Consider the following 18,998-nt stretch of genomic DNA (forward strand, 5'->3'; position numbering starts at 1 on the left):
CAGATTTGTGGTCAGGCTAGCGTCTTTAGGCGCAGTTTGGCAACAGGGGGTTATACCCCAAGTGCAAACCACCCGTTGGACGGGTGGTCATGATTTCTTTCCTACCAATAATTGATTTATAGTGAAAAATAAAAAGAATTTGCATTGATATTTCACATAGAGCAATGTTAATATCTTATTAAATATAAAACATTTTATATTAATATGAATTAAATTCAGGCTGAAGGCTTAACTAAGGGCATTGACATCTTGGTTTTTCTTTTTGTGAAAGGGTTTACAAGAATGAAATCGGGAACGAAGGGAGAATCGTATGCACAAGAGCATGGTGCGTAAGATGGCTGTGGCAGGGATAGCGGCAGTTTTACTGGTTGGAGGTTTAGGCTCTGCAGGTCAAGGACCTTCGGCGAGCGGTCTGGAGGTAAACGCGGAGGCAGCGCCGCTAAAGAAGGGGGAGAAGGCGCCTATATTCCGAGAGGCATCCGTTCATGATCCGTCCGTCATTAAAACAGGGGATACATACTATGTGTTCGGTTCCCACCTGGCCGCCGCCAAATCGAAGGACCTGATGAGCTGGGGCATGGTGGCGTCGGGGGTCTCGAATGGCAACCCGCTGATTCCGAACGTGACGGAGGAATTGAAGGAAACGCTGGAATGGGCACAGAGTGATACCTTGTGGGCAGCCGATGTGATTCAGCTGGCAGACGGCAAATTCTATATGTACTATAACGCCTGTAAAGGGGATTCTCCGCGATCTGCCATGGGGATTGCGGTTGCAGATCAGATTGAGGGGCCTTATAAGGATACGGGCATTATTCTGAAATCTGGCATGTGGGACGAGATCAGTGAGGATGGAACCATCTATGATGCAACGAAGCACCCGAATGTGGTGGATCCGGATGTGTTCTTTGATAAGAACGGCAAGCTGTGGATGGTATACGGCTCCTATTCCGGCGGGATTTTTATCATGGAGCTGGATCCGAAGACCGGAAAACCGCTGCCTGGGCAGGGATACGGCAAGAAGCTGCTCGGCGGCAACCACAGCCGGATTGAAGGGCCGTACATGCTCTACAACCCGGTGACGGATTATTATTATCTGTATCTGTCCTATGGCGGATTGGATGCGGTTGGCGGCTACAATATGCGGGTCGTCCGCTCCAAAAATCCGGACGGTCCTTTCTACGATGCGGAGGGTAACGATATGAGAGAGGTGAAGGCGAATCCTTCCCTTCCGCTCTTTGATGACCGGTCGATTGAGCCGTATGGCGTGAAGCTGATGGGGAACTATTTGTTTAAGCGTTTGATCGGCGATCCGGGAACGGGAATTGGCACGGGGGCCGTATCGCCGGGCCATAACTCCGTCTATTACGATGAACGGAATGGAAGAACATTCCTCATTTTTCACAGCCGCTTCCTACAGCGGGGGGAAGAGCATGAAATCCGGGTGCATGAATTGTATATGAACCAGGACGGCTGGCCGGTATCCGCTCCATACCGCTATGCGGGTGAAGAAGCCAAGGAATCCAAGAAAATCACGCCGAATGATGCGGCAGGAGACTACAAGCTGATTCAACACGGAAAAGATATTTCGTCCGTCATCAAAGAATCGGTGCCAATGGAGCTTCATAAGAACGGCAAAGTTACGGGCGAAGCAGAAGGCACATGGAAGATCAGCGGAAAGCGGGATGTGCAGCTTACCCTGGATGGAAAGAGTTATAAAGGCGTATTAACTCCGCAGTGGGATCCGGAAGCGAAGCGGCAGGCGATGACCTTTACGGCCCTCGCGGCCGATGGAACCGCCGTGTGGGGTGTTCGTCAGTTTGATCGGAGCGACAGGGAACTTGTGGATGCCGTGCAGAAGGACCTGTTCCTCGGGGATGTGAGCGGTGTGTTCTATGATCTTGATTTGCCGTCAGAGGCTTCCGGCAGTGCGGTCATTCGCTGGAGTTCCTCTCATCCCGAGGTTGTATCAGCCGAAGGTAAGGTCCATCGTCCTGCTGCCGGGGCCGGGGACGCGAAGGTGACGCTGACCGCTCAGATAACGAAGGGTAAAGTGAAGACTTCCAAAGCCTTTGACGTGACCGTGCTGCAGCAGTCGGCAGGGCCGTTGCTGCTGAATTATCCATTCAGTGAGAATGAGGGTGGCTCGGTATTAGACAGCTCGGATAATGGATTTCACGGCAAGGTCCTTGGAGGGGCCCAGTGGAATGAGAAGAGCCGGCAGGGAGGCGGAATGGACTTTGGCGGGACAGACGGCTACATTGAGCTGCCGAGTCGGGTTACGGATACAGAGGACTTTACCTTTGCGGCTTGGGTATATTGGAAGGGTGGAGCACCCTGGCAGCGAGTGCTGGACGTAGGGAATGGACTTGCCAGGCATATGTTTCTGACACCATCCCAGCATTCGGGCGTTCTTCAATTCACGCTGCATGGCAGTGAGGGAGACCAGAGTCTCTTGTCAAAGGCACCGCTGCCGAGCCATGAATGGACGCATGTTGCGGTCACGCTGCAAGGGAATACCGGTAAGCTGTACGTGAACGGTCAAGTCGTTGCATCTGGTGATCATATGAAACTGAATCCGAATGAACTACTGGCAACGGAAGCTTATTTAGGTAAAAGCCGTTTTGCGGCCGATCCTTATTTTAACGGGAGCTTGGATGAGGTGCGGATTTATAACGAGGCGCTAACCGACAGCGAAATCAAGAAGCTGGCGGAATGACTTTACACAGTGCAATCATGCGTTATGAGTTATGAGTTATGAGTTATGAGTTATGAATTTTGGGTTTTGAGTTTTGCGTGCAGACTACCGTCTGCACGCTTTTTTGTATTGGCGTTTAAAATAACGGTTGACAGAAGGATGTATATCAGATATCTTAATATTAAGTTAAGTGACTATATAAAAGTTAGTTGGTTGAAAGGAGTAAGTTTAAAGTATTTAAACGTTAGCGAAGATGAAGCAGGTTAATCATTCTATATGTATATATCTTTAAATTAAGATATTGATGAATGGTATCGATGAATTTCTATAAATAATAAAAATGAATATGGAGGCGTATAAAATGGCTATAGATATTGGATTGTTGTTACTTCGTTTGGTGGTTGGGTTGTCGTTCATGGCGCACGGTGCACAGAAGCTGTTTGGATGGTTTGGCGGTTACGGGCCGAAAGGGACAGGCGGCTGGATGGAATCGGTTGGCATTAAGCCTGGTGTCGCAATTGCGGTGTTGTCAGGTCTGATGGAACTGGTTGGCGGGCTGTTGTTTGCTGCCGGATTTCTCACGGTGCTCGGTGCAGCGCTAATCACGCTAACGATGCTGGGTGCAATTGTGAAGGTGCATGGCCGGAACGGGTATTGGTCTACAGCGAATGGATATGAGTATAATCTGCTGTTGATCGCAGTCGCAGTTGCACTGGCACTCACGGGTGCAGGTGCATATTCACTGGATGCGGTAATCTTTAACTAATCGATAATGGGGGCGTGCAGATATGAGTGATCTGACAACATTAATTAAGAGCCGGAGATCGGCTAATCTGTTTATGGAAGGGATTGAAATCCCGGATAAGGATTTGAATGATATATTTAATGAAGTTAAATATGCACCTTCGGCTTTTAATTTGCAGCATACACACTATGTTGTAGTTAAGGATCCCGATATCAAGCACAAAGTTTATGAAGCCGCCAACAAGCAGCATAAGATACTCACTGCATCGGCCGTTGTCGTTGTGCTGGGGAATAAGCAGGCCTACCGGGAAATCGGGAAAATGAACGAGGGCTTTCTGAATTTGGGCGTGATCGACAAGCTCGAATATGACATGACGGTTGAATCCGTCACGAACTTTTATGAAGCGGGTGGAGAATCCTTTATGAGGGATGAAGCCATTCGCAATGCCAGTCTATCCGCGATGCTGCTGATGATGGTGGCCAAGGACAAGGGGTGGGATACCTGTCCGATGATCGGTTTTGATCCCGTGGCTCTGCAGAAGGAACTGGATATCCCGGATGCTTATGTGCCTGCCATGCTGATCGCGATCGGCAAGGAAGATGCAAGAAAGCCACGTCCCCGGGGTTACCGCAAGCCTGTACTGGAATTTGTAAGCTATAATCAATTTTAAATGATGCATGATATGAGAGGGAGCTCCCGCTGCAGGTCTTTAGATCTGACGGGAGCTTTTTTTCATCCGCTTTGATAAACAATCCTCTCCGTTTTGACGATGATGAATATAAAGAGATCGGTGCAGCGCCAATCCTAAATATGATTGTATTCATTATATATGGGGGTGAACGAAATGAAGACGAGGAAGCGGGCGTATCAGCGATCCGGACAGAACATAGTGCTGGCTGTCATGACAATTATGTTACTGGTGGCATGCACGAAGGAGGTACCGGGATCCATACCGCAAAATAGATCGACTGCCGCCGAGTTGAGCGCAGGAGAAGCTGGGAATCCATCGGAAATGCCGGCAGCGGCAACGGTAAGCTCGCGTACGGCATTCCAGTCGGAAAATCAAAGCAATCACCAGGTTAAGCAAGAAGCGGAGTCGCCAGAAGGGGAGTCCAATTATGACCCGATTGAAGCAGTTCTCAATATGTATGAGGCGCTTCAGGCTAACGATTCTACATTATATTTCCGTTATGCTGACATTCCGAGCGTTCGTATGTCCCCCGCCAAGCTGAAGGTGTTATTCGAAGAGGCTGGCAAGCGTGAAGTGAGACCGGAACGGTTCGAGCTTTTTGATAGAGAAGGGCTGGATCGGGAGAGCCGTCAGATGTTAGCTCTTACGTACGGCAGCCAAGCCGAAATTGTGCTGGAAGAGCTTAGTCAGGGCGATCATAACCTGTGGTTTGTGACGGCGTTTACGGATGGACTTAAAGTGGTAGAGCAATCCACGGTCTATCCCGGTGCCTACGAGCTTGGAAGAGAGGCGACAATGGAAGAACTTATCGCGATAGAGATCCAGTATACGGCTGAAGATAGGGAATTTCTTGCGGCAAAAGCGAAGCAGCCTGTATGGAACCCGGTGCAGACCGTTTCCTTACTGTACCAGGCAGCGCAGGCGGAGGATGCAGAAACCTTTTATGCGATGTCCGGTGGGGGCGAGGGATACTTTTCGGGTCAGTACGCCCGGGACATGGTGGAATTTACGGAATGGATGAAGTCTTTTGAAAGCGTGCAGCATATTTCAATCGAATCGGTTCCGCCGGAGAATATGGCCGGGAGTTATAGAGAAGAATATAATAAAAGCTTTGGCGACACATGGCAATTCATTGTGGCTTGGGACCCGAAGCATGAAGCAGGCTACCAAGGGACATACTGGATTATGGCGCCTAGCGAAGACGGAATTCAATATGTGGTAAAGCAGACGCTTACCGCCAATCTGGAATCCTTTTTCAAGTGAGGAATGGAATACATACATAGCGAAGACAAATATAGCAGCGCCGCTCATGAAGTGAACGATGACCAAATCGGGTCACAGTTCAAGAGCAGGGCTGCTATATTATCGTCAATGGGCTTGGTTGAATTACGGCTGAAGATTCTGGAGCATATCCATCGTTTCGTTTATTTTAGTAATGGTTTGAACGATGTTGGAATTCTGGAAGTCGGTCACTCCGTTTTGAATTTGATCCATGTAGCCGTTGATGTCAGTCAGCAGCGTGTCATTTAAACCGACCAGCTGTTCATGGATGTTCTGCGCAAAAGCAGGGGCTTCAATGCCGTTAAACTCCGAGATCCGGGTTTTCATCGCTTCGAGTTCCTTGGTCAGCGTTTCCTTGGCATCTGTATTCGTGGCGGCTTGTTGGGCAAGCTCCGGAATAGACTCGGCAAATTGGGATGTTTCATTAATAAACGTGGTAGCTTCTTTTGTATAATCCAAAGAATTGTTCACGCTGTCCACCAAGGAGCAGCCGGAGAGAACTCCCAATACCAGTGAAATCAACAATAATCTTTTGATCATTCTCATCCTCCTGTCGTCTAAACGCAGTTCTTATACGTTGTATACGCATGGTCAGGAGAATGGTTGTATTTTTTTCGCGGATTAATATTTCCCCAGCAGCCAGCGAATAAGCTCAATCAAACTCGCCAGGATGCCGCCGGACCAGGGGCTTTCGACTGAAGGAGCGGGCTTCTGGGGCTGGATGCCTTTCCCCAGCGAAGTCACGTCAACGGAAGAGGAGGAACCCGTATTTCCGCATAGATGGGGCTTGAGCTTCTGCCCGTTTTTGTCGGCGAACACGATATATTCCTTGCCTGTTTCAAAGGATTCCCAGCCATTGGAATAAAGTGTGACGGTAGGGGAATCAGAATCTCCTTTCCACCATTCGGCAACCTGAAATACATAGCTGCTTTTGGATATATCGGCTTTAGGGTTGGACGAGGCCAACGTGCCCCTGAATACCGCATCCGAGGTTTTTAATTCTTCGGTAAGCTTTCGAGGCTCCGCGCATGACAATGCGGATGCCGTGGAGTGATCTGCGCCAAGCCATAATCCGACAGTAAGGGAAAGAGCGATCATGGCGAGAAACCCTTTTTTCATATCGACGCCTCCTTTCGGGATGATTATGTATTTAGACGAGGAGGGTTTCACCATTGTTGCAGCGTTACTTGGAAATAAATTCGACGCAAAATGGCTCCGAGGAGGATTAAGTATTGAATTCTTAGTTTCTGCCAGAAGCGCAAATACCCCGCAAGCCAAAATGGCTGCGGAGCAGAATTGAACCTGGGTGCGCGTATCGCGGGTCGTTTGCTTTTTTCACTAGCGGTCCAGCATGTGAGCGGGAATAGCAGTTAGATCTGCTTTGCTTCCAGCCGTTTGGCGATGATGGACAGAAGATAATTCAGCGTGAAGTACAGCAACGACGCAAAAACAAGGGCGGGAATAACATAGTCATAGCTGGAACCGCTAAGAATTTGTACGTTGCGCATCAGCTCAGGCAGCGAAATGATCACGGCGAGCGAGGTGTCTTTAATGAGCGAGATGAACTGGCTCACCATGGGCGGGGACATCCGGCGCAGCGCTAGCGGGAGAATCACGTGCCGCAGTGTCTGCATATAAGAGAGACCCGACGCCCGGGCTGCTTCGATCTGGCCTTTATCCACCGATACGAGGCCGCTGCGGACAATTTCGGCGATCATGGCTCCTTCAAAAATGCTCAGGCCGACGACGGCCGCCCAGAAAGTGGGGATTCGAATCCCGGTCTGCGGCAGAACCATGCCGATGAAGAAAATGATCAGCAGCAGCGGCAGATTGCGGATTATATCCACCAAAAATGCCGTTGTCCTCGACAGGAAGGGCGTTTTCGTATATCTCACGGTCCCGAGCACGGTTCCAATGATGAAGCTGAACACAATGGATAAGCCGGCAACCTGCACCGTGATCCAAAAGCCTTGAAGGAGATATCGCAGATTCGGCCAGGAGTACGCACCGATAAAATCCATCTCATGCCACCTCCTGTTTATTGGGCAAACTTGCGTTTAACGTCAATTGCTTCTCGCAAAGCGGCGCTCCATATAATGGACGGCCAAGCTGAGCGGTATGGTCAGGAGCAGGTAGAACAGGGCTACAAACGTATAGACGGGAATGCCTTTGAAGGTGCTCAGGTTAATCAGATCGGCATAATACATCAGGTCGAGTCCGGCGATAACGCCGAGGACCGAAGAATTCTTAACCAAATTGATCAATTGGTTGCCGATGGCCGGCAGTACGATTTTGATCGCCTGCGGAAGTATGATGTAGCGCATATTCTGGATATAACTCAGCCCGGAAGAGCGGGCCGCCTCCGACTGTCCGGAGGGCACCGCTTGGATCCCCGCCCGAATGGCTTCGGCAATGAAAGCAGCCGTGTACACCATCAGCCCAAGCGTACCCGAAGTAAACGGGTCAACCGGTATGCCGAGAGAGGGCAGGCCCAGGAAAAAGAAAAAGACAACCACCAGGAGTGGAATGTTGCGGATAAACTCTACATAGATGGCGCCAATGGCTTTCAGTATGCGGAATGGGGCAATCCGCAGGATGGCGATCAAGGTGCCCAGCACCAAGCTGCCGATCAGCCCAAGCAGGCTGGCGAGAATGGTCTGGCCCAAGCCAGCCATAAATTGATCCCAATGCTGGACCAGAATGTTAAAATCCCACAAGGTCAAAATGCCTCACCTCCAATGGGGGATGATGATCGGGTGGCCGGCCAAAAGAAGCCAGGCAGTTCCGCCCCGCAAAAGGGAGGAACCTGATTGGAGCCATGATGCCTTAGGACCGGCCCGACCATTACATGCTTGCGGTTATTCCGGTTTCACGCCCATCCATTGCTCATACAATTTGTCGTATTCGCCGCTATCCTTCAGTTCCTTCAACAGCTCATTGACGGTTTTCACAAACTCCGGATTCCCTTTTTTGATGGCCATGCCGTATGGTTCATCCGTAAAGTTTCCGCCGACCAGCTCGAAGCTGGGGTCCTGCTGCTGCATACCGAGGAGGATGGAATTGTCGGTGGTCAGGGCATCGCCCTGTCCCGCCTTGAGTGCGGTGAAGGCGTCCTGATAATTCTCGAATTCGAGAATGACGGCGTCGGGCGCTTTCTCACGGATATTTTGCGCAGAGGTAGAGCCCTTTACCGTGAGCACCTTCGTATCCTTGTTCAAGCTTTTCAGACCCGTGATCGGGCTGCCCTTCTTCACCAGCAGGGATTGGCCGGCTTCAAAATACACATCGCTGAAGTCCACCTGCTCCTTGCGCTCCTCTGTTATGGTCATCGTGGCGATAATGATGTCGATGTCCCCGTTCTTCAGCATGTCGATCCGGGTTTTGGAGGTAACCTCCTTCAGCTCGACCTTGGTCTCGTCACCGAGAATCTTCTTGGCCAGCGCTTTGGCGATGTCGATATCGAAGCCCTCTACATTGCCGGTGGCAGGGTCCTGCAATCCGAACAGCTTCGTATCATATTTCACGCCAGCTACAAGCTTGCCGCGTTTTTTGATCGCCTCGAGGGTATCCGTATTGCCGGAACCCCCGCACCCTGATGCAACCAGCATCATCACTAACACCAGAAGGGCCGCACTCCACCTGAAAGGCCTCGTAAATCTTTTCTTCATACACCAGATCCCCCTTAAAGATATGAATTCTCTGAACAAGCAAGCTCCTAACGGCGCGTTGTCCGAGCGTGGACTCCTTGTCTCTTGCGGCAGCCATCATGACAATCCTAAAAAGCAAAGCGGCAATTCCTTTCCACCCCTACGAACCAAGTCAAGGTTAGTGATGCAGCAGGCGGCTCAGGAACGCCCGTGCTCTCTCTTCCCGCGGCTGATTGAAAAAATCGGAGGCGGGTGTATCCTCGATAATCCGGCCTTCATCCATAAAGACGATTCGATCTGCGGCTTCGCGGGCGAAACCCATCTCATGGGTAACCACGGCCATAGTCATGCCTTGATGGGCGAGTGAACGCATGACATCCAGCACTTCGCCGATCATCTCCGGGTCGAGTGCGGACGTCGGCTCATCAAACAGCATAATCTTCGGATTCATGGTCAATCCGCGGGCAATCGCCACCCGCTGCTGCTGACCACCGGAGAGCTGGGAAGGATAGCTGTCCGCTTTGTCCGCAATTCCGACTCGCTGCAGGTACGTCATCGCTTTTTCCGTCGCTTCCGCTTTGGACATCCCCAGCACCTTCATGGGTGCGAGAATGATGTTGTCGATCACCTTTTTGTGCGGATACAGGTTGAAATGCTGGAAGACCATCCCGATATCCCGCCTGAATGTATTGATGTCGATCTTTCGATCATGCAGCTTGACGCCATTCACGACAAGCTCGCCATCCGTAATGCTTTCGAGCCGATTGATACACCGCAGCAGCGTACTTTTACCGGAGCCGGAAGGTCCAACGATGACAACGACTTCCCCCTGGGAAATGGTGAGGTCGACTTCTTTCAGAACATGGAAGGTTCCGAAAAATTTGTTGACGCGGCTAAATTCAATCAGTAGAAATCCCCTCCTATTCACTTCGAATTGAACGCTTGCATGCATGTAAGCTTGTGACCTGTCTTGGTGCCAGGCCCTTTTTACACTGGTATGGCAAAGGGAGCTTGTTCCATGCCACTTTTAGGGAAATTTAGTATCCAAGCGGTGGGGAGTGAGATATAATAGGGGGCGTATTCATATGAAGGAGGCCACATGGATAAACGTGCAAAAATAACTGAAATCGACCTGGTTCGGGGCTTTGCGATGATGGGCGTGCTGATGGTGCATGCGACGTCGTTCGCCACAGTTCAGATGCGCGGGGACGATTTTTTTGGCTTGTATAACTTCCTGAACGTATTCTCGAAGGTTGGAACGACGACTTTCATATTTCTGAGCAGCTTTGTGCTGTTCTATAACTATTATCACCGCCCGTTCAAAGGCCGTGACTTGGCACGGTTCTTCAAGAACCGGCTGATGTATATTCTGGTACCGTATCTGCTGTTCTCGGTGTTATTCTTTACGGTGGCCTGGTATCATCGCGGGGGGGAGTCAAATCTGGCGGCAATGCTGGAGAGCTTCTGGCCCAAGCTGGCCACGGGGAAATCTTACACGCACTTATATTTCATCTTCATTAACATCCAGTTCTATCTGCTGTTCCCGCTCGTGCTGATGCTGCTGAAGCGATTCCGCGGCTTCGCGGCGGTCTGCGTGCTGGTCGGCATTGTACTGCAGTGGGTGTTCTATATCGGCAATGATGTCTGGTGGGACGTAACGAACCGGAACAGCTGGTCGCTGTCGTTTCTGTCGTATTATTTTCTCGGGGCATGGATCGGCATTTATTATGACCGGGTCAAGGATTGGCTGACTTCAGCGCAGCATGCCGCAAGACCGGCCCTGCGCAAGCTGGGCTGGGTCGCGCTCTGGGCGATATGGCTGGGCGCCGCCCTGGTGCATATCGGCCTGCGATACAATCAGCGGCTGCTAGGGACAGAATATCATCCGCTGCTCTACGATGCCTTCTGGAATGTGCATACGTTAACCACTGCCCTGGTCATGCTCCAGGTCGCGCTGGTATTCGGGAATAAGAGGGTATGGTGGTTGAACGGATTCAGACGGCTCGGGATGTATTCCTTCGGCGTTTATTTGGTGCATCCGCTGGTCCTGCTCTTCTACCGGGACTTTCCTCCGCAGACGGAGAATTCCTGGCTGATGCTGGCTTGGTATGCCGGCGGGCTCGTCTGCGCACTGGCGGTTTCATATGTGGTGGTCTACAGCATTAGCCGTCTCGGGGGCTGGACCTGGATCCTTTTCGGCAAACTGCCGGGCAGCTTGCGGACGGGAAGATCACCAAATCCTCCTGTTCCGGCTCAGCCGGTTACGGAGGTATCATCGTAAGTTCGATAAAGTGGAAAAGGCGCAATCTTCGCAAAGAGGAGAGCGCCTTTTCTTTTTGCCCGAGTGGCGATATTTCAGGATGATTCCCTGATTTTCGGAATGAGGCTTATCATCTGGGATGTCATGCTATATTTGGTTTGATACTCGGTCTGTGGGTGGTACGAAGACGTTGCTAAGTACAGGTCAATTACATTCGTTACAGACATGAAAAGCGAGGGAGTGCCAATATGAAGGATAGCAGAGATTCCTTAGTAAACGGTTTCATAAAGGCGGACGGCAAGCGCATAGTTAATGGAGATGGTCAGGAAATTCTGCTGCAGGGGGTCGGGCTTGGCAGCTGGCTGCTTCCGGAAGGGTACATGTGGAAGATGCCGGAGCAGGGAGACCGACCTCGGCGCATCGAAGGCATGGTTAGGGACCTGATCGATGAGGAAAAGGCGGCGGCTTTTTGGGAAGCCTATTATGAGCTTTATATCGCGGAAGCCGATATCCGGCAGATCGCCACGGAAGGCTTCAATTCCATCCGGGTGCCGATCAATGCCAGGTTTATCATGGAGGAAGGGCAGCATCCGCCGTTTGCTTATCATGAAGGCCATCTGAGGCTCATCGATCGGGTGATCGATTGGTGCAGGACGTATTCGCTGTATGTTATTCTGGATTTGCATGGCGCGCCAGGCGGACAGACCGGCGCGAATATCGATGATTCCGAGCGCGATTTGCCGGAGCTGTTCACGGATCGGCTGAATGTGGAGCGAACCGTGGCGCTGTGGCGTATGCTGGCAGAACGCTATAAAGACGAGTGGATCGTGGCCGGTTACGACCTGCTTAACGAGCCGCTGCCTGACTGGTTCAGCGAGTATCATGATCGGGTGATGCCGCTGTATAAGGAAATCACCGCGGCTATACGCGAAGTGGACAAGCGCCATATGATCATTTTGGAAGGTGTCCACTGGTCAACGGACTGGAGCATTTTCGACGAGAAATTTGACGATAACCTGATGCTGCAGTTCCATAAGTACTGGAATAATCCCGACACGGAGAGCATTCAGAAGTATCTGGATCTTCGCGAAGAATGGAATGTGCCGATCTTCATGGGTGAAGGCGGCGAGAACAACCCGCAGTGGTATACGGGCGCATTCCGGTTGTTCGAGGATCATAACATATCCTGGAACTTCTGGACCTGGAAGAAGATGAACACTCAAAACTCGCCGTTCTCGATCCGCATACCGGAAGGCTGGGAGAAGCTGACGGGATACCTGGAAGGCGGAGAGAAGCCCTCTTCAGCCGAAGCGGAAGCGATTCTGGGCGAATATCTGGATCATCTTCCACTGGCAGCCTGCGATGCTTATCCGAACGTATCCCGGTCATTGCTGCGCCGGCTGCCCATTCAGATTCCGGCAGAGTTTTACGGATATCGGGGTGAGGGTGTCTCTTATCATATTGAGGCGAAGGCCAGTCAGGATATCGGGTTCCGAGTTCATGACGGTGTTCCGATGCGGATGATGACGGGCAAGGCGGAGAAACCAAGCTACGCTCCGGAAGGCGGCAAGCCATGGATAGAGGATAACCTGGTATGCGTGCAGCTCCGGGAGGGAGATTGGCTCGCTTATGATGCGAATTGCGCTTCCGCAGACGTTTTTCATCTGGACATTCGGGGACGCATTCCCGAGGGGACGGTGGATTTGATGCTCCAGATCGGGGATCGGGAGCCTGAGCTTATCTCCTTGTCGGACTCTGGCGAAGGACAGTGGCGCATCCATAGGGTGGCTGAGGCTATGCCGATTGTGGAAGGCCCTGTGGATCTGGTGTTCATGGTGAATAAGGGCCGAATCGAGCTGGATTGGCTGGAATTTACCGAAGCGCGTTTAAATTTATAAGTTGAAGGGGAGATGGCATTATGACGGAACAGGCCGCAATATCGGAAGGGCTGTACCAATGGCTGGATGGAAGTAATCTGGAATCGAAGCAGCACGAAGCGATGATGCTACTCAGCGCAACGGAAGATGGATGGCCGCATACGGCCATGCTCAGCGTGGGGGAGGTTTTGGCCTTAGACCGGAACCGGCTACGACTTGCGTTATGGCAGGGGACGACTACGACTGGCAATCTTCTTCGGTCCGGACAGGGTACGTTGGTGGCGATTCATGATGGAGCGGCCCATTATGTTCGGCTGCGTCTTCAAGGGCTTCCCGATCTGCCGGATGCCCGGCATCCGCTGCAGCGTTTTGAGGCCGAGGTAGTGGCTGTTCGCGAGGATATCGCGAAGTATGCGGATATTAAATCGGCCGTGAAGTTTCAACTGCACGACCCGGATGAAGTCTTGCAGCGCTGGAAGGAAACGCTGGAGGAATTACGAAAGTAAACGTTTACGGCGTGAAAAACCTGCTCAAGATCTAGCTCCCGGCATATGCCGGGAGTTGTATATGCCTACTCATGCCTAATCGGAATGATGCCGAAGAAAATAACTTTAATTTTTCCGCAGAATCTTTTGCATTGGTATTTGCTATCGGCAGTAAAATGTGTTAAGATATGAATATCGAAATCGACCTGAATTCACATATTGTAGAGGGTTGTCATTTCTGGTAACCTTGTGCAATATGTGAATTTTTTTATTCCGTCTGCGAAGAAAAAAGGTCATGTAAATATATATCAAGGAGGATTCCCCCATGCAAACAGGAACTGTTAAATGGTTTAATGCTGAAAAGGGCTTTGGTTTCATCGAAGTTGAAGGCGGTAACGATGTATTCGTTCACTTCAGCGCGATCCAAGGCGACGGCTTCAAAACGCTTGACGAAGGCCAACGCGTTGAATTCAACATTGTTGAAGGAAACCGTGGACCACAAGCTGAGAACGTTGTTAAATTGTAATTACAATTGAAGACTGCCCTTAATGTGTGACATTAAGGGCAGTTTTCTTTTATACGGCGTTTCTATTTTCTAAGACGAGAATAAGGAGGAGCGTTCATGTATTCGCGTAAAAACTCGATGGAGAGTATTCCTGAAGAAATAACAGAAGTATGGGCATGCACGAAGGAAGACTGCAAAGGGTGGATGCGGGACGATTTTGCGTTCGACACGGAACCAGTATGCCATTTGTGTCAATCCCCTATGGTCAAAGAAACGAGAAGCCTGCCGCAGCTAGTTAATACCAATAAACAACAGAAATCTCTGGCTAAGGGGATTCAGATCGAGCGCAAATAGCAGCTAATACCTAGAGAAAGCGCTGGGCAAACACAAATTCTTCTTGAAGCTACCTTCGGATTTTATGGTAAATCCGTCTATTTCTGTTTCATTTGAAGGAGAATGGTTAGTAATATGTGTACCCTTTCGTTCTCATTCAGAATGATTTACAGCATAAGGGACGCAAAATTCAAAGGAGTGAAATGTATTGAACACGCAAACCGAGGTACTGAAGCGAAACATTGACAACATGATCAGCCAGGATAACCAAGGCGGCTTGAACGATCAGGAGAAATTCATCATGCAAAAGCTGATGCGTGAGAAATACCAACAGGAACACGAAAGCAAACAGGAACAACGTGAGGAAGACAAAGGGGAATAACTGGGGAACCGTTTGATATACTTGAGGATATAAACGATAAACATCGCCGCGACGATCCAAGGGGCTTGTGGCGAACAATCGTTAGCAAGAGGGAAGGCATGAATGGCAGCTATGGAGGCTGCTGTTCATGCCTTTTTTTGTGCCAGGAATGAGCACGCACAGGGCGCAATATTTCGTTTTTAGGATGCATTTTTTCGTAAATGCCGAAGCCTACCCGAAAAATGAGCCCCTTGAAACGAAATCTGAAACCTTTCGTGCAGAGAAAGGACGATCTACAATATAAACATAGAGAATGTAAAGGTTTTCAAAATGATAGGATCAACTTGGAGGTCATAACCATGCAAAATCAACTTCATGCCGATGTTTCCGAAACCGGTGTCGGTCCCGCAATGGAGCCTTCTGTACAGAAGAAGCTTGACAGAAAAAGATGGCTCAGAAAGCTCTATGGCCAACGACATCTTCAAATTATGGCGCTGCTCGGCGTTGCGTGGATGATCATCTTTAACTACATTCCGATGTACGGTGTCATCATTGCATTTAAAGAATTCAATATCGTGAAGTCCATCGGCGAAGCTCCATGGGTTGGACTTGAGCATTTCAAGGAGTTTTTCTCAGACGAGGACTTTACAAACGTGATGCGGAACACGCTCGGTATCAGCTTGCTGAAGCTGTTTATCGGATTTCCGCTTCCGATCATTTTTGCACTCTTTCTGAACGAGATCCGGTCCGTTCGCTACAAGAGGACCATTCAGACGATTTCTTATTTGCCTCACTTCTTGTCATGGGTCATTCTGGGCGGCATTCTGATGACCTGGCTTGCGGATATCGGGATTATCAACAATCTATTGCTGGCTCTGCATATTATCGATGAGCCGATTACGTATCTGGCCGAACCGAAATACTTCTGGGGCATTATTATCACTTCGGATATATGGAAGGAGCTTGGGTGGTCCGCGATTATCTATCTGGCGGCCATTGCCAGCATTTCGCCTGAAATGTACGAGGCGTCGACGATTGATGGCGCAGGTCGGTTTCAGAAGATGTGGTACATCACCCTTCCCAGTATCAAATCGACCATATCCATTCTCTTCATTCTTGCGGTTGGTGGTGTGCTGAACTCCAACTTCGATCAGATTTTGGTGCTCCGAAACACGCTGAACGAAAGCGCGAGCAACGTCATCGATATTTTCGTCTACCACACCGGGATGCAGAACGGACGATACTCCTACGCGCAAGCCGTTGCATTGTTCAAGTCCGTCATTGCGATTATCCTACTGTTGATCGCGAACAAGGTGACCAAAAAACTGAACGACACATCACTATTCTAGCGAGACCAGCGAGAAGGGAGACGAATAATCCATGTTTAAACGCAGAACCAAAGGCGAAGCCTTCTTCGATATATTCAATAATTTCGGCATGCTGATCGTATGTTTTCTGACGATCTACCCGATCTGGTACGTGCTGGTGAATGCCTTCAATGACGGGCAGGATGCCATGCGCGGAGGGATCTACTGGTGGCCGCGGATGTTCAGCCTCGAGAATTTCAGCGCGGTGTTCCAGAGCTCTGGCATCATGACGGCGATGGGCATTACCGTAACCAAAACCGTGATCGGCGTGTTCATTCACGTCCTCTTCACCGCCATGGTGGCTTATGCATTTTCGCGGAAGGGTCTTATTGGCGGTAAAATCTATATTTTGCTGGGAACCGTAACGATGTTTTTCGGCGGCGGACTGATTCCTACTTATCTGTTGATCAAGGATTTAAATATGCTTGACAGTTTCCTGGTTTACATCATACCAGCCATGTTCAGTTTCTTCGATCTCATCATCTTCATGACCTTCTTCCGAGAAATTCCGGACGGTCTGGAGGAAGCGGCAAAGATTGATGGGGCCAATGATTGGTCGATCTTCCTAAGGGTGGTGCTGCCGGTATCTATGCCGGTTATCGCGACAATCGCGTTGTTTCATGGGGTGTTCCAGTGGAACGACTATTTCACCGGCGTCATCTACATCAACAATACGGATTTGCAGCCGATCCAGACGTACCTATATAAGGTCGTCGCACAATCCAGCTCCAATCAGATGATGGCTCAGGTTCCGGGCGGCGTTGCCAAGACGGTCACCTCCCAATCGATCAAAATGGCAACCATGGTTGTAACGACGGCGCCGATCGTCTTCGTCTATCCGTTTCTGCAGCGGTATTTCGTCAAAGGGATGATGATTGGCTCCATTAAAGGTTAATTCTCGGTGTCTGATCATGCAGCTTCCCTCTCCCGGGGGGAGGGGAAGTTCTTACAGGTAGCTTCTCTTGCCTAATTTGGCGGGAGTTCTATATAATCATATTTTTAAATAAGAAAAGGGGTAAACACATGAGCAAGATGCTTAAGCCAAAGAGCCTTCTGTTGTTGATGTTCGCACTGGTCATGGCCTTTACAACAGCATGCTCGTCCGGCGGTGATAATAGCGGCGCGTCGGAAAAAGAAAAAGAGGAAGAAAAGCCGGCAGAAGAAGTAAAATTGACTCAGGATCAGCCGGGATGGGAAGTCGATACCTCCCCGATTACATTTGACTGGTACATCAACTTTGCCTGGTTCCCGAACAAATGGGGCGAGGACATTACTTCTCAATACGTAACCAAAAAGACGGGGGTTAATCTTAATCTGATCGTACCTGCGGGGAACGAAGCCGAGAAGATGAATACGATGATCGCTTCCGGTACATTGCCAGATTTTATTACGCTAGGGTGGTATGAAGACGCTGTCAAAAAGATGATTGAAGGCGACCTGGTCCTGCCGCTGAACGAATTGGCTGATCAATATGATCCGTATTTCTATAAGGTAACGGACCCTGCGAAAGTGTCATGGTACACCAAGGATGATGGTAACATTTACGGTTATCCGAATGCCTCCTCATCACCGAAGGACTATGAGAAGTTTGGCGACAACATCACATCGAACCAAACCTTCTTGGTACGCAAAGACATGTATGAGGCACTGGGAAGCCCGAATATGCGCACACCGGAAGGTTTCCTGAAAGCGCTTGAGGACGCCAAGAAAATGTTCCCGGATGTGAACGGGCAGCCGCTCATTCCGTTTGGATTGCATGATTTCCATGAAAAAGGAAACAGCTCTTTGGAGGGTTACCTGCAGAACTTCCTTGCCATTCCACAGGATAAAGACGGGAAATTGAATGACCGTTCAACAGATCCGGAATATGTAAAATGGTTGAAAACCTTGCGTCTTGCTAATGAAAAAGGATTGATGTCTAAGGATATTTTCGTAGATAAACGTCCGCAGATGGAAGAAAAAATCGCACAGGGACGCTATTTCGCGATGCTGTACCAACGAAGCGATATGGCGAACCAGCAGAACGCGTTGTATGCAAACGATCCGAATTCCGTCTATATCGCTGTGGATGGGCCGGCTAACACCAATCTGGATCAGCCGACGCTGTCGGGTCCTTCGATCTCCGGTTGGACGGTAACCTTGATCTCGAAAAACGTAAAAGACAAAGCGCGTGCCATTCGCTTCCTGGATTACCTGATCTCCGAAGAAGGTCAGCGTGATACTTACCTTGGCGAGAAAGGCGTGACATGGGATACGATCGATGGCAAAGATCAATTCCTGCCAGAGGTTGCAGAGCTGTTGAACAGCGACCGCGGCGCATTCGACAAGAAGTATGGAGCATCCCATACCTTCTGGATGATGATGGATAACAACGTTACGCAGCCTTGGGCGCCTCCGGCCGTGGAACCGTTCAAGCAGATGGAAGACTGGACTCGTGGAAAGACCGAGAGCTTCTCACAATTTGATCAACTGGATCCGGATGCAAGCTCCGAGGAAGGCATCATCAACGACAAGGTGTTGAACGAGTGGGGTAAAATCCTGCCGAAGCTGATCTTTGCCAAAACGGATGCCGAGTTCGATCAGATTTGGAACGATTACCAAGCGAAGCGTGAATCGCTGGGGTTTGCGAAAGTGCAGGAATACAGACAGAAAGAATACGAAGAGAATGTGAAGAAGCTTGAGGAATTCTTGAAGTAAGGATGATCCGCTCAGGCGGATGAACAAAATGAAGACTCAAGGTACCCTATTATC

General features: G+C 50.0%; 20 protein-coding genes. 14 read left to right on the forward strand and 6 right to left on the reverse strand.

Annotated features, from left to right (window positions below; all coding sequences use genetic code 11):
* The first annotated feature begins 310 nt into the window (after positions 1-310).
* From ACOZB4_RS25715 to ACOZB4_RS25730, 4 genes are all read left to right on the forward strand, one after another.
* Positions 311-2,716, forward strand: coding sequence for a LamG-like jellyroll fold domain-containing protein (locus ACOZB4_RS25715; protein WP_379411007.1), 2,406 nt, complete (start codon positions 311-313; stop codon positions 2,714-2,716).
* A gap of 340 nt (positions 2,717-3,056) precedes the next feature.
* Complete coding sequence (locus ACOZB4_RS25720; protein WP_076322356.1) at positions 3,057-3,461, forward strand: DoxX family protein; 405 nt, start codon at positions 3,057-3,059, stop codon at positions 3,459-3,461.
* A 22-nt stretch (positions 3,462-3,483) separates the two neighbouring features.
* A complete protein-coding gene (locus ACOZB4_RS25725; protein WP_339269893.1) occupies positions 3,484-4,110 on the forward strand; it encodes a nitroreductase family protein in 627 nt (208 codons plus the stop codon).
* A gap of 174 nt (positions 4,111-4,284) precedes the next feature.
* Positions 4,285-5,394 carry a hypothetical protein gene (locus ACOZB4_RS25730; protein WP_379411001.1) on the forward strand — a complete coding sequence of 370 codons (1,110 nt, stop codon included), beginning with the start codon at positions 4,285-4,287 and terminating at the stop codon, positions 5,392-5,394.
* A 123-nt stretch (positions 5,395-5,517) separates the two neighbouring features.
* On the opposite strand, the gene ACOZB4_RS25735 is transcribed toward ACOZB4_RS25730, so the two are convergent.
* On the reverse strand, positions 5,518-5,952 hold the full coding sequence (locus ACOZB4_RS25735; protein ID WP_076322354.1) for a DUF6376 family protein: 435 nt from the start codon (positions 5,950-5,952) through the stop codon (positions 5,518-5,520).
* Between the two features lie 81 nt (positions 5,953-6,033).
* Complete coding sequence (locus ACOZB4_RS25740; protein ID WP_379410997.1) at positions 6,034-6,531, reverse strand: hypothetical protein; 498 nt, start codon at positions 6,529-6,531, stop codon at positions 6,034-6,036.
* Positions 6,532-6,550: 19 nt separating this feature from the next.
* Here ACOZB4_RS25740 and ACOZB4_RS25745 point away from each other — a divergent pair, with 19 nt between their 5' ends.
* The gene (locus ACOZB4_RS25745) at positions 6,551-6,712 is read left to right on the forward strand and encodes a hypothetical protein (RefSeq protein WP_422759695.1); all 162 of its coding nucleotides are present in this window, start codon (positions 6,551-6,553) and stop codon (positions 6,710-6,712) included.
* A 70-nt stretch (positions 6,713-6,782) separates the two neighbouring features.
* On the opposite strand, the gene ACOZB4_RS25750 is transcribed toward ACOZB4_RS25745, so the two are convergent.
* The 4 genes from ACOZB4_RS25750 to ACOZB4_RS25765 all read right to left on the reverse strand — a co-directional run bounded on the left by ACOZB4_RS25750 (position 6,783) and on the right by ACOZB4_RS25765 (position 10,011).
* Positions 6,783-7,433, reverse strand: a complete 651-nt coding sequence (locus tag ACOZB4_RS25750) for an amino acid ABC transporter permease (RefSeq protein WP_076322351.1) — start codon at positions 7,431-7,433, stop codon at positions 6,783-6,785.
* A gap of 42 nt (positions 7,434-7,475) precedes the next feature.
* Positions 7,476-8,135, reverse strand: a complete 660-nt coding sequence (locus tag ACOZB4_RS25755) for an amino acid ABC transporter permease (RefSeq protein WP_083397713.1) — start codon at positions 8,133-8,135, stop codon at positions 7,476-7,478.
* A gap of 135 nt (positions 8,136-8,270) precedes the next feature.
* Positions 8,271-9,080, reverse strand: a complete 810-nt coding sequence (locus ACOZB4_RS25760; RefSeq protein ID WP_379410992.1) for an ABC transporter substrate-binding protein — start codon at positions 9,078-9,080, stop codon at positions 8,271-8,273.
* Positions 9,081-9,237: 157 nt separating this feature from the next.
* Positions 9,238-10,011 (reverse strand): amino acid ABC transporter ATP-binding protein, encoded by a 774-nt coding sequence (locus ACOZB4_RS25765; protein ID WP_379410989.1) that lies wholly within the window; start codon positions 10,009-10,011, stop codon positions 9,238-9,240.
* A 147-nt stretch (positions 10,012-10,158) separates the two neighbouring features.
* Here ACOZB4_RS25765 and ACOZB4_RS25770 point away from each other — a divergent pair, with 147 nt between their 5' ends.
* From ACOZB4_RS25770 to ACOZB4_RS25810, 9 genes are all read left to right on the forward strand, one after another.
* Positions 10,159-11,340, forward strand: a complete 1,182-nt coding sequence (locus ACOZB4_RS25770) for an acyltransferase (RefSeq protein ID WP_379410985.1) — start codon at positions 10,159-10,161, stop codon at positions 11,338-11,340.
* A gap of 227 nt (positions 11,341-11,567) precedes the next feature.
* Complete coding sequence (locus tag ACOZB4_RS25775; protein ID WP_379410983.1) at positions 11,568-13,217, forward strand: glycoside hydrolase family 5 protein; 1,650 nt, start codon at positions 11,568-11,570, stop codon at positions 13,215-13,217.
* A 20-nt stretch (positions 13,218-13,237) separates the two neighbouring features.
* Positions 13,238-13,702 (forward strand): hypothetical protein, encoded by a 465-nt coding sequence (locus tag ACOZB4_RS25780; RefSeq protein ID WP_076322346.1) that lies wholly within the window; start codon positions 13,238-13,240, stop codon positions 13,700-13,702.
* Positions 13,703-14,006: 304 nt separating this feature from the next.
* On the forward strand, positions 14,007-14,207 hold the full coding sequence (cspD, locus tag ACOZB4_RS25785) for a cold-shock protein CspD (protein WP_006207896.1): 201 nt from the start codon (positions 14,007-14,009) through the stop codon (positions 14,205-14,207).
* Between the two features lie 96 nt (positions 14,208-14,303).
* On the forward strand, positions 14,304-14,540 hold the full coding sequence (locus ACOZB4_RS25790) for a cold-shock protein (protein WP_071222231.1): 237 nt from the start codon (positions 14,304-14,306) through the stop codon (positions 14,538-14,540).
* Between the two features lie 187 nt (positions 14,541-14,727).
* Complete coding sequence (locus ACOZB4_RS25795; protein ID WP_179090623.1) at positions 14,728-14,901, forward strand: hypothetical protein; 174 nt, start codon at positions 14,728-14,730, stop codon at positions 14,899-14,901.
* A 338-nt stretch (positions 14,902-15,239) separates the two neighbouring features.
* Positions 15,240-16,229: an ABC transporter permease gene (locus tag ACOZB4_RS25800; protein ID WP_339269907.1), complete on the forward strand. Its 990-nt coding sequence runs from the start codon at positions 15,240-15,242 to the stop codon at positions 16,227-16,229.
* Between the two features lie 31 nt (positions 16,230-16,260).
* Entirely contained in the window at positions 16,261-17,142 is an 882-nt protein-coding gene (locus ACOZB4_RS25805; protein WP_339269909.1) for a carbohydrate ABC transporter permease, read from the forward strand.
* 128 nt (positions 17,143-17,270) lie between these two features.
* The gene (locus ACOZB4_RS25810) at positions 17,271-18,944 is read left to right on the forward strand and encodes an extracellular solute-binding protein (RefSeq protein WP_179090621.1); all 1,674 of its coding nucleotides are present in this window, start codon (positions 17,271-17,273) and stop codon (positions 18,942-18,944) included.
* Positions 18,945-18,998 lie beyond the last annotated feature (54 nt).

Origin of the sequence: Paenibacillus sp. NPDC058898, from assembly GCF_049316025.1 — a bacterium.
GTDB lineage: Bacteria > Bacillota > Bacilli > Paenibacillales > Paenibacillaceae > Paenibacillus_AQ.